The 13,223-nt window shown below is 69.8% G+C and carries 15 protein-coding genes; 7 read left to right on the forward strand and 8 right to left on the reverse strand.

Going from position 1 to position 13,223, the window contains the following annotated elements; translation table 11 throughout:
- Positions 1-86 precede the first annotated feature (86 nt).
- Both OXS27_RS29830 and OXS27_RS29835 read right to left on the reverse strand, forming a co-directional pair.
- Positions 87-389: a hypothetical protein gene (locus OXS27_RS29830; protein ID WP_243922100.1), complete on the reverse strand. Its 303-nt coding sequence runs from the start codon at positions 387-389 to the stop codon at positions 87-89.
- A 160-nt stretch (positions 390-549) separates the two neighbouring features.
- Positions 550-867 (reverse strand): hypothetical protein, encoded by a 318-nt coding sequence (locus OXS27_RS29835; protein ID WP_243922101.1) that lies wholly within the window; start codon positions 865-867, stop codon positions 550-552.
- A gap of 502 nt (positions 868-1,369) precedes the next feature.
- On the opposite strand from OXS27_RS29835, the gene gpmI reads away from it, so the two are divergent.
- From gpmI to OXS27_RS29850, 3 genes are all read left to right on the forward strand, one after another.
- Positions 1,370-2,875, forward strand: coding sequence for a 2,3-bisphosphoglycerate-independent phosphoglycerate mutase (gene gpmI, locus OXS27_RS29840; protein WP_267361158.1), 1,506 nt, complete (start codon positions 1,370-1,372; stop codon positions 2,873-2,875).
- Positions 2,876-3,293: 418 nt separating this feature from the next.
- Positions 3,294-4,709 carry an oligosaccharide flippase family protein gene (locus OXS27_RS29845; RefSeq protein ID WP_243922103.1) on the forward strand — a complete coding sequence of 472 codons (1,416 nt, stop codon included), beginning with the start codon at positions 3,294-3,296 and terminating at the stop codon, positions 4,707-4,709.
- Between the two features lie 8 nt (positions 4,710-4,717).
- Positions 4,718-5,926 (forward strand): GNAT family N-acetyltransferase, encoded by a 1,209-nt coding sequence (locus tag OXS27_RS29850; protein ID WP_267361150.1) that lies wholly within the window; start codon positions 4,718-4,720, stop codon positions 5,924-5,926.
- Here the strand turns inward: OXS27_RS29850 and OXS27_RS29855 are convergent.
- From OXS27_RS29855 to OXS27_RS32750, 4 genes are all read right to left on the reverse strand, one after another.
- Positions 5,862-6,215 (reverse strand): hypothetical protein, encoded by a 354-nt coding sequence (locus tag OXS27_RS29855; RefSeq protein WP_243922107.1) that lies wholly within the window; start codon positions 6,213-6,215, stop codon positions 5,862-5,864. The genes OXS27_RS29850 and OXS27_RS29855 overlap by 65 nt on opposite strands.
- Positions 6,216-6,220: 5 nt before the next feature.
- Positions 6,221-6,448, reverse strand: a complete 228-nt coding sequence (locus tag OXS27_RS29860; RefSeq protein WP_243922216.1) for a hypothetical protein — start codon at positions 6,446-6,448, stop codon at positions 6,221-6,223.
- A gap of 177 nt (positions 6,449-6,625) precedes the next feature.
- Positions 6,626-7,126 (reverse strand): helix-turn-helix domain-containing protein, encoded by a 501-nt coding sequence (locus OXS27_RS32745; RefSeq protein WP_313899349.1) that lies wholly within the window; start codon positions 7,124-7,126, stop codon positions 6,626-6,628.
- Positions 7,127-7,131: 5 nt separating this feature from the next.
- Entirely contained in the window at positions 7,132-7,545 is a 414-nt protein-coding gene (locus OXS27_RS32750) for a hypothetical protein (RefSeq protein WP_346733031.1), read from the reverse strand.
- Positions 7,546-8,087: 542 nt separating this feature from the next.
- Here OXS27_RS32750 and OXS27_RS29870 point away from each other — a divergent pair.
- Complete coding sequence (locus tag OXS27_RS29870) at positions 8,088-8,393, forward strand: hypothetical protein (RefSeq protein ID WP_267361152.1); 306 nt, start codon at positions 8,088-8,090, stop codon at positions 8,391-8,393.
- 194 nt (positions 8,394-8,587) lie between these two features.
- Here OXS27_RS29870 and OXS27_RS29875 read toward each other — a convergent pair whose 3' ends face one another.
- Complete coding sequence (locus OXS27_RS29875; RefSeq protein ID WP_243922109.1) at positions 8,588-8,842, reverse strand: hypothetical protein; 255 nt, start codon at positions 8,840-8,842, stop codon at positions 8,588-8,590.
- A gap of 120 nt (positions 8,843-8,962) precedes the next feature.
- Between OXS27_RS29875 and OXS27_RS29880 the strand changes: the two genes are divergently transcribed.
- Positions 8,963-11,290 (forward strand): FdhF/YdeP family oxidoreductase, encoded by a 2,328-nt coding sequence (locus OXS27_RS29880; protein WP_267361154.1) that lies wholly within the window; start codon positions 8,963-8,965, stop codon positions 11,288-11,290.
- 84 nt (positions 11,291-11,374) lie between these two features.
- On the opposite strand, the gene OXS27_RS29885 is transcribed toward OXS27_RS29880, so the two are convergent.
- Positions 11,375-11,836 (reverse strand): tRNA (cytidine(34)-2'-O)-methyltransferase, encoded by a 462-nt coding sequence (locus tag OXS27_RS29885; protein ID WP_267361156.1) that lies wholly within the window; start codon positions 11,834-11,836, stop codon positions 11,375-11,377.
- Positions 11,837-12,014: 178 nt separating this feature from the next.
- Between OXS27_RS29885 and OXS27_RS29890 the strand changes: the two genes are divergently transcribed.
- On the forward strand, positions 12,015-12,518 hold the full coding sequence (locus OXS27_RS29890; RefSeq protein WP_243922115.1) for a PRC-barrel domain-containing protein: 504 nt from the start codon (positions 12,015-12,017) through the stop codon (positions 12,516-12,518).
- A gap of 109 nt (positions 12,519-12,627) precedes the next feature.
- Positions 12,628-13,209, forward strand: a complete 582-nt coding sequence (locus tag OXS27_RS29895) for an SCO family protein (protein WP_243922117.1) — start codon at positions 12,628-12,630, stop codon at positions 13,207-13,209.
- Positions 13,210-13,223 lie beyond the last annotated feature (14 nt).

The raw sequence follows: 13,223 nt of genomic DNA on the forward strand, positions 1-13,223 counted from the left end.
GGTGCCCTTGCTACGGAGGTTGTCCATCCGAGGGTGTCGAGCGCGGCTGTGGTTGCGAAACTATCGCGTACCGCGGTCCCGGAATTCTAACCGAGGACTTCCCCCGGGCGGCTTCGGACGGCCGCGACGTCGGACCCGATATCGTTCAGCGCGCAGCGGACCTGTTCCAGGGCGGAGGTCACGAGCTCGGCCGTGTGAGATCCGGCGCAGTCCCGCGCCCGAAGGCCGCGCCCGTCGCATAGATACGGCATCATCTGGCTGTGAAGCGTCGCATAGGCGCCGGGGTTGGACAGCTCGTAGACGACCGCAAGAGCGTGGTAGGCCCGAACCAAGATCTCCAGCGCGACATCCGCCCGGCTCGCGGCCTGTTCCCAATCATCGCTATCCATGCTGCGCTTTAAATTTTATTGCTGTCCAATCGACAGTTAACATGCCCCGTTAAGACTGTCGACGTTCTAAGCTATTGTTATTGCGGCGCTTCGGGGTGTGGGAACGTTTATTGGCGGCTTATGGCTCGACTGCAACACATTTAGATATCGGCTGGCGATATCAAGTCATCATCTGATTGCGCCCGTGTCGGGAAGGCCGAATCATTGTCGCGATCTTGTTTTCCGCCTCGGCCAGCACGCTGTTCACAAGATGAGTCGCATTCTCGACGGTTCCGGCAGACAGGGTTCCGCTCCGGCTCGATTCCTGAGCGATCCGGAAATTGTCCTCGACGAACGCACGGATCTTCCGCTGGACATCGACGAACTCGCCCGGGTGGGCGGTTTCGTAGAGAAGTGCCATGGCCAAGTAAGCACGGCCGACCATATCGAGTGCCAGATCCGCGCTCGTCTCGGAACTCACGATCTCGGTCGAGGCCACGGTGGACAATCCCTGTCGATTACATCCGGCAGGCTAACAGAACGCGAAGGCGTTGCAATCGGCCAAGTTGTTCCGCAGGCCGTTTCCCCTGAGACATCTTGGACCGGTGGATCGGGCTCTGATTCCGTCAAGTTTCCCCCAGCCGGAAACCCCGGATCCATGGCGGGCCGGTCACGGGTTTCTGCCGGGTGATTGCAACCCGCGGCGATCCCCGGCGGCCGTACCACCGCTGCCCTCCGGAGGATCTTCGGTCGCGCCAAGCCGGTATCCGGTCCGGCCGCGGGTCGGGCGTCGCACGCGCGTCTGCGTATTCGAGCCTGTCAGAATCCCGACGCTTTCAAGGAGTCGTGGACGGATCGGCCCCCTCGGCTGTGGTCTCGCGCGGCCAAGCCGATTATCGACACCCGCAAAGGGGACGGCCTCGCCCGGCCCGCAGGATCCGGCCGCGTGCCGGAAACCCAGGAGAGTCATGATCGTGCCCGACAGCACCCCGCGCCCCGTGATGCTCGTGATCCTCGACGGCTGGGGCCTCCGCGACGAGATCGCCGACAACGCCGTCCACCAGGCCCGGACGCCGGTCTTCGACGGGCTGATGCGGGAACGCCCCCAGGCACGGCTGCGGACCTTCGGTGCGGATGTCGGGCTCCCCAGAGGTCAGATGGGCAATTCCGAGGTCGGCCACCTCAATATTGGCGCGGGCCGGGTGGTCCTGCAGGATCTGCCGCGGATCGACACGGCCATCGCGGACGGGTCGCTGGCCCGCAATCCTGCCCTGACCCGGTTCATTGAGGCCCTGCGCGCCACGGGCGGCACCTGCCACCTGATGGGGCTGCTGTCGCCGGGCGGCGTCCACGCGCACCAGGACCACGCGGTGGCGCTGGCGCGCGTGCTGGTCGAGGCCGGCATCCCGGTCCGGCTCCACGGCTTCACCGATGGGCGCGACATGCCGCCCCGCTCCGCCGCCACCTGCGTCGCCGCCGTCGAGAAGGCGCTGCCGCAGGGCGCACGCATCGCCACCCTGTGCGGCCGCTATTTCGCCATGGACCGCGACCGGCGCTGGGAGCGGCTCACGATCGCCTACGACGCCCTGATCGAGGGGCGCGGGACCCGCTTCCCCCGGGCCGGGCAGGCGGTGGCCGCCGCCTACGCGCAGGACGTCTCGGACGAGTTCATGCAGCCCGCCATCATCGGCGACTATGCCGGCATGCGGGACGGCGACGGCCTGCTGAGCTTCAACTTCCGCGCGGACCGGACCCGGCAGATCCTCGACGCGCTCCTCGACCCGGACTTTTCCGGCTTTCCCCGCTCCCGGACAATCCGCTTCGCCGCTGCCCTGGGCATCGTCCAGTACAGCGTCGAGCTCGACGCCTTCGCCGACACCCTGTTCGGCACCCTCGACCTGCCGAACGGGCTGGGCGAGACCGTGGCCCGGGCCGGGCGCACGCAGTTGCGCATGGCCGAGACCGAGAAGTACCCGCACGTCACCTACTTCATGAATGGCGGCCGCGAGGCGCCGTTCGAGGGCCAGGACGCGATTCTGGTGCCCTCGCCGAAGGTTGCGACCTACGATCTGCAGCCGGAGATGTCGGCGCCGGAACTCACCGACCGCGCCGTCGCGGCGATCGGCTCCGGGCGCTACGACCTGATCATCCTGAATTTCGCCAATCCCGACATGGTCGGCCATACCGGCAGCCTCGCCGCCGCCGTCAAGGCGGTGGAGACGGTCGATGCCTGCCTCGGTCGCGTGGTCGAGGCGGTGACCGCGCAGGGCGGGGCTTTGCTGGTCACCGCCGACCACGGAAATTGCGAGACGATGCGCGATCCGGAGACCGGCGAGCCCCACACCGCCCACACGCTCAACCCGGTCCCGGTGGCTTTGGTCGGCGTCGATGGGGTGTCGCTGGCCGATGGCCGGCTTGCCGACGTGGCGCCGACGCTCCTCGACCTGATGGGCCTCGCACAGCCCCCCGAGATGACCGGCACGTCCCTGATCCGCCGGGCGGGCTGATGGTCCGGCATGGCGGCTGCACTGCTCAGGCCGTCATGCCTCAGGCTATTGCCATATGTCCCGCCGTGGGACCGGTTTGTGTTAGCGCGGGGCTGAGTTGGCCTGTGACTGTGCGGGATCCACGCGCGCTACCGTCTCTCGCGGCGAGTTTGCGAAATCCCATTTTGCCCAACGCGCCAACGCTGGGCGCATCTCTCCCCCTCGCCCCGCTTGCGGGGAGAGGGCTTCCTGCCCCCTTGTTGGGGCAGGAAGCGAGGCGGCAGCCGAGGGTGAGGGGGCGGTTGAGGATGAGACTCTTCTGGAGCCGCCCCCTCACCGCCGCCTCGGCTGCGCCTCCGCTTCCCGCCTGGACGACGAGGTCCATGCGGGCCTCTCCCCGCACGCGGGGAGAGGGGGGCGTCGCGCCCCGGCACCGCACATGATCGCCCGGCACAGCCTGATCTATGTCGGCTCGCGCGGCTTCGCGGCCGCCTTGAACATGGCCTCGGTGGCGGTGTTCACCCGGCTGGCGCCGGCGGCGAGCTACGGCACCTACCTGTACGTCCTGTCCTGGGCGCTGGTGCTCTATGGGGCGACCTGCCAGTGGCCCAAATTCGCGTTCTTCGCCCTCTACGACGAGGCCCGCGAGCCCGCGCAGGTCGGCACCGTGGTGCGCATCCTGGCCGGCACGCTGCTGCTCGCCGGCCTCGGCAGCGCGCTGGCGGCCGGGTTCGGGCTGGTCCCGGGGCGGATGGCGGCGGCGGTCCTGGCGCTTGCCTGCGGCACCACCCTGTTCGAAGGCGCGACCGAGATCGCCCGCACCCGCCTGCGAGTCGGGGCGGTCGCGGCCTCAGTGATGACCCGGGCCGTGCTGATCCTCGGCCTCGGCAGCCTCGCCCTGCACCTCTCGGCCGATCCGCTCGACCTCGCCTTCGCGGTGGCCACCGCCAACGCGCTCGCCTCGCTCCCGGCCGCCGCCACGATCGCGCCGATGATGCCCGGGCGGGGCAGCCGGGCCGAGGCCCTGCGCCTGTTCACCTATGGCTGGCCGCTGGTGCTGTCCTTCGGGACCGCGGCGCTGGCCCAGAGCCTCGACCGGCTGATCATCGCCAAGACCGTGGGACCGGCGGGGCTCGGCGCCTACGGGGCGCTGGCGGATTTCCTGCGGCAGAGCTTCATCGTGTTCGGCGAGGCGATCGCCCTGTCGCTGATCTCGCTCGCCAAGCGGGAGGCGCGCACCGGCGGCATGGCCGCCGCCGCGGGGGTCCTGAGCGATGCCGCCCGGGCCATGACCCTCGTGGCGGCCTTCGGCGCCGTGTTCTTCCTGTGCTTCGACGACCTCGTGGTCACGGTGCTGCTCGGGCCCGACTACCGGGCCGAGGCGCGCCACCTCGCCCCGGTGCTGATCCTGGCCAGCATCCTGATGATGTTCCGCGCCTATTATTTCGGGCAGGTGATCTACTTCACCCGGACCAGCGGGCTGGAGGCGGCGGCGGCCTTCGCCACGCTGGCGGCCGTGGCGGCGCTCTCGCTCCTGCTGATCCCGACCTTCGGTGCCCCTGGGGCGGCGCTCGCCTTCGCGGGCGGGCAGAGCGCGGCCTGCCTCGTGCTGGTGTTCGGCGCCCGGCGGGAGGGCACGACGATGCCCCTGCCGCTCGCCGACATGGCGGGCATCGCCGGGATTGCGGCGGCCTGCGCGGCCGTCAATGCCGGGATCGGGCTGATGCCGGGGGGCTTCATGGTGCCGGGGCAGGTTCTGCGCATGGTCCTGCTCACCGTCGGCGCGGGGGCGGCGGCGTGGCGCTACGACGTGCTCGGCTTCGCCGGTGCGATCCGCCACCGGCTCGCGGCCTGACGGATCCCATGCCGGACACCGCCACGCTCCCACAGGGCCTCGTCGCGGCGATCCGGCCCCCCGATCCGGGGGCGCCCTGGATCCCGGCCTGGCGGGCGCTGGGGGACGGTTCCGCCATCCGGAACCCATTCTACGAGGCGGGCTACGCGCTCGCCGCCCGCGACGCCTTCGGTGCCGGGGTGCGCCTGCTGATCGTGGCCGACCGGCCCCCCGAGGCACCGGGCGCGCGATTCCGCGCCGCCTGGCCGTTCCGGGTCGCGCGGTGGCGCTGGGGCCTGCCGCTGCCGGTGCTGATGGGCTGGACCCACGGCTACTGCCCCTTCGGCGCTCCGCTCCTCGACGGCGCCGAACCGGAGGCGGCGTTGGCCGGCCTCCTCGCGGCGCCCCGGGCGCTGGGCCTGCCGCCGCGACTCCTCCTGCCGAACGCCCCCGCGGACGGTCTCTTCGCGGATCTCCTGGCGGCGCGGGGCGCCGCCCGTGCCGCATACTGGCCGCACAGGCGTGGCCTGCTCGACCTCGGCGCCCACGCCCCGGAGGTGCGGGCCTCCTATCTCGGCCACCTCTCGGGCCAGCGGCGGCGCAAGCTGCGCCGGGCCCATGCGCGCCTGGAGGCGGAGGGCACCGTGGCGCTCGAGATGCTCGACGCGCCCGCCGCCCTCGACCGGGCGCTCACCGAGCACGTCGCCCTCGAAGCGGCCGGCTGGAAGGGCCGGGCCGGCACCAGCCTCGGCCAACGGCCGGCGGAGGTCGCCTTCCTGCGCGCTGCCCTGGCCGATCTGGGGGCCGAGGGGCGGGTGCGGATTGCGCGCCTGCGCCGGGCGGATCGGACGCTCGCCTCCCTGATCCTGCCGGTCACCGGCTCTGAGGCCTGGGTGCTGAAGATCGCCCACGACGAGGCGGAGCCGGAGGCCGCCCCCGGAATCCAGCTGGTCCACCGCCTGACCGAGACGGTGGCGTCCGGCGGGTGGGCGCTCGACCGGATCGATTCCTGCGCGCCGCCGGATTTCGCCCTCGGCTCGCTGTTCTGGACCGAGCGGCGGACGATCGCCCACCTTCTGGTCGCGGCGGGGCCCGATCCCCTGTTCCCGGTGGCCCGGGCGCTGGAGCGTCTCCGGGAGCGCGTCGCCCAGGCGCGCCTCACCGGCCGGCGGCTTACCAGCCGAAGCGGGCGATCTGCGCCAGCCGTGCCTGGGTCTGCGCCGGATCGCGACCCATGACGGCGACGCGCCCGGACAAGTCGTAGCAGGTCGGGCTGAAGGGGAGCTGGACCAGCACGATCCCGTCGTCACGGGCGCGGGCGACCGAGGCGATCAGGCAGGGCAGGACCGGCTGGTCGGACGGTCCCGCGATGCAATCGGCGCGGGGGCTGCCGAAGATCGGGCGGTTCGGCCAGCTCAGCATCAGCGTGGTGCCGCCCCGCCGGTCCGGGGCCGGCGGCAGGGTGTAGCTGCGCAGGAACAGCCCGCAGACCAGCAGAAGCAGCCCCGGCAGGATCAGCACACGCATCCGGTTCAATCTCCCGAGTCGAACCGCGTGCGGTAGAAGACCTCGCGCCCGGCGCCGTCGATCACGCGGACGGCCTCGGCCGGCTCGCCCGAACGCTGCGGCACCCGGGCCCGGGCGAACAGGCGCAGCGCCCGCTCCTGCGCGGTCTCCAGGCTGCCGACCCGCACCGAGATCCGCGTCTGGATTTCGCCCGGCTCCGGTCCGAGGACTTCGATGTGGAAGGTTTCGCGCAAGGGCATCCGCCTGATCGAGGGCATTTGGTCTCTGGACCCGGCGGGGTCCGGTCTCCGGATCGCGTGGTCCGACCGGGGCGCGATACCACGATCCGGGGGCTGGCGCCGGGCGATCCCTTCAACACGGTCTTCGGCTGCCGCGCGAAGCGACCCAGGGACGCGCCGCCGCTGCAGCCCTCAGTTGAGCCCCTGGATGCGCGCGGGTCGCCCCCGGGGTCGCGCATCGGGCCGGGTCTGCCGGGACGCCTGCCGGAACTCCGTCGGCGTCAGGCCGTGGCGCTCCTTGAAGCGGCGGGCGAAATGGGCCTGGCTGGCGAAGCCGCTGCCGTAGGCCAGCAGGCCGATCGAGAGGTGGGCACAGGCCGGGTCGATCAGGCGCTTGGCCGCCACCTCCAGGCGGCGCTCCCAGATATAGTCGGAGATGTGCCGGCCGCGCTCGTGGAACAGTTCCTGAAGGCGGCGCAGGGAGACGCCCATCGCGGCGGCGAGCTGGGGCGGGTCGAGGGTCTGATCACTCAGGTTGGCCTCGATATACGCCTTGGCGCGCTGGAGCGTGACGGTGCCGTGGGTGGAGCGCGGAACCTCCTGCGCGAGCCGCTCGGCGAGGCTCGCCACGATCAGATCGATCCCGATCGACGTCATGCGTGTGGCCGCGTCGGGTCCGAGCCGGTCGGCCACGGCTATCAGTTCCTGGATGTACGTCCGCGCCAGGATCGTGGAGGCGAGGTCCCCCCGACCCTGAGGGCGCTGAACAGCCGGGACGGCCCCAGTGCGGTTTCCAGACGATCGCGCGGCAGGTCGAGAACCAGGGCGCTGCCCGTCTCCGTCTGGAAGACGGCGGGGCGAGCGTCGACGGCGACGAAATCACCCGCGCGGCTCACCGCCTCTTGGTCGCCTTGCTGAATGGTATCTTGGCCGGAAAGCCGCAGGACCGCGTAAACCCGGTCGTGTCGGCCGTTGCGCCGGACCGTCTCGGCCGTCGCCTCGGTTCGCTTCGCCGTGTGCGAGAAGTGCGAGATCAGCAGCGGTCCGATGCCCGTCACATCCATCCGGCCCTGGAACGGGACGTCGTCGAGGGTCCGCAGGTCGGCCGGCACCAGCCGCTCGCAGACCATCTCCCGCCATCGGCGGAAGGCATTCTTGGGATGCACTCCACCCGTCGAGAAGAGCGTCTGCATGCGAAGTCAGAGCGTGAAGGCTGTACACCGCCACCCGGCGTGTCGGCTGGAGAGCGTCATACTGTATACTTTTAGAATTATCAATAATAATTAATTAACATTGTTCTATTGGGTCGGTGTGTATTATCGATTGCGCTGTTGTTGAATATAATTCAATCTTCAGCTAGTTAATTTCAGCCAATATATTGCGAAGTACAATATTTTTGCCTCGAATGCGCCGAGCGTCGTTAGCATACCGCGACCGGTCTGCTCGCCGCGCCGCGCCTCGTTGCGGCTGCGGCGTGCGGTCCGGGAGCCGGCCTCATCGCTTCATGCAAGACGTCCGGGACGATGGTGTACGCAAGGCACCGACCGTGCGTGATCCGGTCTTGGAGCCAATCTTGGCGCCAAGTCCAATTGCCTCGCAGCCGCCCGCGGCCCTATGAGGCCTCACGCATCGGGAGACACCACCGGAGAACGCCGTGGACCCGCTCAAGGCCGCCGCCGCGACGCTGCTCTGCCTCGCCCTGTTCTGGCTGGCCTTCCGGCTGACCCGGCGGCTGGTCGATCTCGTCATCGCGGGGGGCTACGCCGAGGAGCGCCGGCGGCTGGAAGAGGAGGCGGCTCAGGCTGAGTCCGAAGCCGAGTCCCTGCCGCAGGCCGCCGCCATCCGGGTGACCGCGGCGAGCTTGGCCGCGGACGGGGAGCCGTCATCCGCCGCAGCGATCGGCGTCCACAATCCCGCGACCTCGTCGATCAGCCGCGTGCAGGGCGCCGCCGCTCAGTAGGGGTGGTCGATCCGCGCCCCCGACGGACGCGGATCGGAGCACGCAGGGAGGTGCTGGGCATCCACTGGCCTTTGCCTGGGGTGTGCGGTCCTCTGGGCGCGCCGCGATCGGACACGATCGGCTCCCTCACGAGAGGCGAGCGGTCGGGGCACCCCAGCCACCGCGGGTTGGGCCTTGTCGTCTCGGACGAGCGCTCAGCCGCGCTCGCTCTGTCGGAATGCCGAAGTCCGGTGCGTGAGCAGACGGAACAGGCCGAGGCCGATCAGGCCCGTCGCGCCGGCCAGGATCACGGCTGGGCGGACGCCCGTGCGCGCCGCGGCGCGGTCGAGGGCCACCTCCACGGCCCCCGCGAGATTGGCGGCCAGCGGCACCACCTGGGTATCGAGGAACAGCTTCGGCGCCGACGGACCCGACGGCTTCTTCAGCAAGTAGTCCCGGCTGATGATCAAGCTAACCTCCGTTAAGTTTCAATAATTCTCGCGAACAAAGCTCGGTGCCCACGGTTTCGACGGAGAACGCTGTGACGTAGCTCGTGTATCCCTGGATGCATCGGCCCGGAGACATCCCCCTTGGACAAGCCCGAATTCAAGCCGTACCGCCTGCCATCCGGGGGATGGGGCTCCGCCCTCTCGGTCGGGACCATCCTCAAGCGCGAAGGCGTGCTGGCGAGCGGTCCGATCGTGCTGAGCCGGCACAACAAGGTCGACGGCTACCAGTGCAACAGCTGCGCCTGGGTGAAGCCGGCCAGCCCGCTCCCCTTCGAGTTCTGCGAGAACGGCGCGAAGGCCGTGGCCTGGGAACTCACCGCCCATCGCTGCACGCCGGACTTCTTCGCCACCCACACGGTCACGGAGCTGCTCGGCTGGGACGACTACCAGCTGGAGCAGACCGGCCGCCTGACCCACCCGCTCCGCTACGATGCGGCGACCGACAAATACGTGCCGGTCTCCTGGGGCCACGCGGTCGATGAGATCGCCGGTGAGTTGCGGGCGGTCGAGGACCGGAAGAAGGGCGCGGTCTTCTACAGCTCCGGGCGCCTCTCGAACGAGGCGAGCTACCTCTACCAGCTCTTCGCGCGGCTCTACGGCAACAACAACCTGCCGGACTCGTCCAACATGTGCCACGAGACGACCTCGGTGGCCCTGCCGGTCAGCATCGGCCAGGCGGTCGGGAGCGTGACGCTCGACGACTTCGCCAAGTCCGACTGCATCATGTTCTTCGGGCAGAATCCCGGCAGCAACGCGCCGCGGATGCTGCATCCGCTGCAGGAGGCGAGCCGGCGCGGCGTCCCGATCATCACCTACAACCCCCTGCGCGAACGCGGGCTGGAGCGCTTCCTCAACCCGCAATCGCCCACCGAGATGCTCACCGGCAAGGCGACCCGGATCAGCTCGCAATATCACCAAGTGAAGGCGGGCGGCGATCTCGCGGCCCTCGCGGGCATCTGCAAGGCGGTGCTCGCCACGCATGACGCCGCCAGGGCCAAGGGCGATTCCATCCTCGACGAGGACTTCATCCGCGACAACACGAACGGATTCGAGACCTTCGCCGACTGGCTGCGCGTCCAGGACTGGGACGAACTCGAGCGCCGCTCGGGCCTGCACCGGGCCGACATGGAATCGACCGCCCACGTCTACTGCCATTCCCGGGCGGTCATCGGCGTCTACGGCATGGGGCTGACGCAGCATCAGGCCGGCGTCGAGACCGTGCAGATGCTGGTCAACCTCTTGCTGATGCGCGGCAATATCGGACGCGACGGGGCCGGGATCTGCCCGATCCGCGGCCACTCCAACGTGCAGGGGCAGCGCACGATGGGGATCACCGAGAAGCCCGAGCTGTTCGACCTGGACCGGCTGGGACAGCAGTTCCAGTTCGAGCCGCCGCGCGAGGCAGGCTACAACACCGTGGAGGCCTGCGAAGCGATCCTGCGGGACGAGGTCCAGGCCTTCATCATGCTGGGCGGCAACTTCGCCCGGGCGATCCCCGATCATGGCCAGATGGAGCCGGCCTGGCGCCGCCAGCGGCTGACCGTGAACGTGATCACCAAGCTCAACCGCACCGCGCTGCTGCCCGGCACGATTAGCTACATCCTGCCGGTCATCAGCCGCCTGGAGATCATCGAAACCGCCAAGGGCCAGCAGATGCTCTCGATGGAGGACACTTCGGCCTGCGTCCACGGCAACCGCGGCGTCCGGCGCCCGGCCTCACCGCACCTGATCGGCGAGATCCGGCTGATCTGCGAGCTGGGGCAGCGGGTGCTCGACCCCAATCCGCGGGTGCGCTGGGACGTCTACAGCGACGATTATGCGGAAATCCGCAGGGAGATCGGCGAGACGCTGCCGAAGTCGTTCTGGGATTACGAGCGGCGCATGTGGGAGCCGGGCGGCTTCCAGCGCGACCTGCCGGCTAAGCGGCGGGAATGGCACACGGAGTCGGGCCGGGCCATCTTCGTCACACCGACCGCGCTCGACGAAGATGCCGACATGCCCGATGTCGGCCACGATATCCTGCGGCTGATGACGCTGCGCAGCAACGACCAGTTCAACACCACGGTCTACGGCTATCACGACCGCTTCCGGGGCATCAAGAACACCCGGAAGGTGGTGCTCATGAACCGGTCCGACATCGACCGGCTCGGGCTCAAGGTCGGGCAGCCGGTGACGCTGCGGACGGTGGCGCATGACGGGATCGACCGGGCGCTCTCGGGGCTGCTGGTCGTAGCCTACGACATCCCGATCGGCTGCATCGGCGGCTATTACCCGGAATGCAACGTGCTGATGCCGATCTGGCATTACGCGATCGGCAGCAAGACCCCGGCCGCCAAGGCGATCCCCGTGACGGTGCACGCCGACGGCGATCGGGTTCTGGAACCGCAGCTGGAATATGCCACGGGCTAAGCCATCGCTCTCCGGTGGCCTGCGATCGCGCGTCACGACAGGGGCTTGGCGCCGGACCCGCCGGCAACGCGATCGGGCGCGGCTCTAGATCTCGAGCCCCGCCACCTGCCGCAGCGCCTCGCCGGCGATCATCGCGGCAGCCACCGCCACGTTGAGGGAGCGCAGGCCCGGCCGGATCGGCACCACGATCCGGGCCTCGGCCGCCGCGTGGACCGCCTCCGGGGCGCCGGCGGATTCGCGCCCGACCATCAGGCAATCGTCCGGGCGGAAGGCGAACGCCGTGTAGGGCAGGGCGCCCGCCGTGGTGGCGAGCACGAGCCTGCACCCCGCACCGGCCCGCCATGCCTCGAAGGCGGCAAAGGAGCGGTGCCGCGTGATCGCCACGTGGTCGAGGTAGTCGAGCCCCGAGCGGCGCAGGTGGCGGTCCGAGACGTCGAAGCCCGCGGGCTCGATGATCTCCACCGCGAGCCCCAGGCAGGCTGCCATGCGCAGCATCGTGCCGGTGTTCTGGGGGATGTCGGGCTGGTAGAGGGCGAGGCGCAGCATGGCCTGGGCCTTGTGGCGGGCGGGTGCCGCCCCGTCAAAGGGCCGTCGCGCCGATGCGCAGTCGGCAAACCGCCGCGCTTTCGACCGCGCCCGGCAGATCGTGCGGAACTTAAGCTCCGCCAGAGCCTTAAGGCGGCGCCACCTTCGTCCGCGGCCCCCGACCGAAAGACCTGATCCGATGCGCAAACCGCTCCTCGCCTCGGCCCTCCTGCTGGCCGGCCTCGCCACCGCCTCGGCCCAGAATGCCAGCCCGAATGCGGGCGGTGCCAGCCCCGCCACCCCGGTGCCGGGGCAGCCCGCCACCATGGCCGACAACCTGCGGCCGACCTTCGTGGTCCAGACCCCGGACGACCGGGTCGCCAGCAAGCTCATCGGCACCAGCGTGGTGAACGGCGCCAACGAGACGATCGGGCAGATCGCCGACATCGTCCTCGACGAGAAGAACGCCGTGAAATCCTGGGTGATCGGGGTCGGCGGCTTCCTGGGGATCGGCTCGAAATACGTCGCGGTCGACCCCTCGGTGGTCACGCTCAACCGGGCCGACGACAAGACCCTCCAGGCTCGGATCGACACCACCAAGGATCAGCTCCGCGCCGCGCCCGAATACATCTATCTCGGCAAGGAGCCGCCGAAGGGCGCGACCCCGGCCAACCCGGCGGGCGACCCGGCGCAGAAGCCCTGACGCCAGCCCTGACGGACACGGCAAGCGGGCCGGCGACACCCGGCCCGCTTGCCTCCACGCGGCGTTCCGTGCTGTGCCCACCTCCGTCCCGAGGTCGGAGTCCGACACGATGCGCCGCGCCCTCATCCCGCTCCTCGCCTTCTGCCTCGGCCTCGTCGGCATCACGGGCGCGGCGGTGTTCGCGTTCATGCCCGAGAAGGCCCCGGTGGGCGTGCCCGGCGTCGGCGGACCGTTCACCCTGGTCGATCAGGACGGCCGCACCGTCACCGAGCGCGATTTCGCGGGGGCGCCGCATCTCGTGTTCTTCGGCTTCACCCATTGCCCGGACGTCTGCCCGACAACCCTGCAGCAGGTCTCGGACGTGCTCGTCGCCCTGGGACCGAAGGCCGCCAACATGCGCGTGGCCTTCGTCACAGTTGATCCCGAGCGCGACGACCCGGCCAGCCTGAAGACTTACCTGTCGAGCTTCGACCCGCGCATCACCGGGCTGACCGGCAGCCCCGAGCAGGTCACCGCCACCGAGAAGGCGTATCGCGCCTATGCCCGCAAGGTCCCCGGTAAGGATGGCGACTACACGATGGAGCACACCGCCATCGTGTACGTGATGGACGCGCAGAACCGCTTCCTCGGCGCCCTGGACCTCTCCCGGCCCGCTGCCGACACCGCCGCGCAACTCGCCAAGAAGATCTGAGTCTCGGGGTTAGG

Source organism: Methylobacterium sp. GC_Met_3 (assembly GCF_026540775.1).
GTDB lineage: Bacteria > Pseudomonadota > Alphaproteobacteria > Rhizobiales > Beijerinckiaceae > Methylobacterium.

What these genes read in the sequence shown, in the direction of transcription:
- OXS27_RS29830 (WP_243922100.1), bottom strand. Translation starts at nt 389, where the DNA reads ATGGATAGCGATGATTGGGAACAGGCCGCGAGCCGGGCGGATGTCGCG.
- gpmI (WP_267361158.1), top strand. Translation starts at nt 1,370, where the DNA reads ATGCTCGTGATCCTCGACGGCTGGGGCCTCCGCGACGAGATCGCCGAC.
- OXS27_RS29845 (WP_243922103.1), top strand. Translation starts at nt 3,294, where the DNA reads ATGATCGCCCGGCACAGCCTGATCTATGTCGGCTCGCGCGGCTTCGCG.
- OXS27_RS29850 (WP_267361150.1), top strand. Translation starts at nt 4,718, where the DNA reads ATGCCGGACACCGCCACGCTCCCACAGGGCCTCGTCGCGGCGATCCGG.
- OXS27_RS29855 (WP_243922107.1), bottom strand. Translation starts at nt 6,215, where the DNA reads ATGCGTGTGCTGATCCTGCCGGGGCTGCTTCTGCTGGTCTGCGGGCTG.
- OXS27_RS29885 (WP_267361156.1), bottom strand. Translation starts at nt 11,836, where the DNA reads ATGCTGCGCCTCGCCCTCTACCAGCCCGACATCCCCCAGAACACCGGC.
- OXS27_RS29890 (WP_243922115.1), top strand. Translation starts at nt 12,015, where the DNA reads ATGCGCAAACCGCTCCTCGCCTCGGCCCTCCTGCTGGCCGGCCTCGCC.
- OXS27_RS29895 (WP_243922117.1), top strand. Translation starts at nt 12,628, where the DNA reads ATGCGCCGCGCCCTCATCCCGCTCCTCGCCTTCTGCCTCGGCCTCGTC.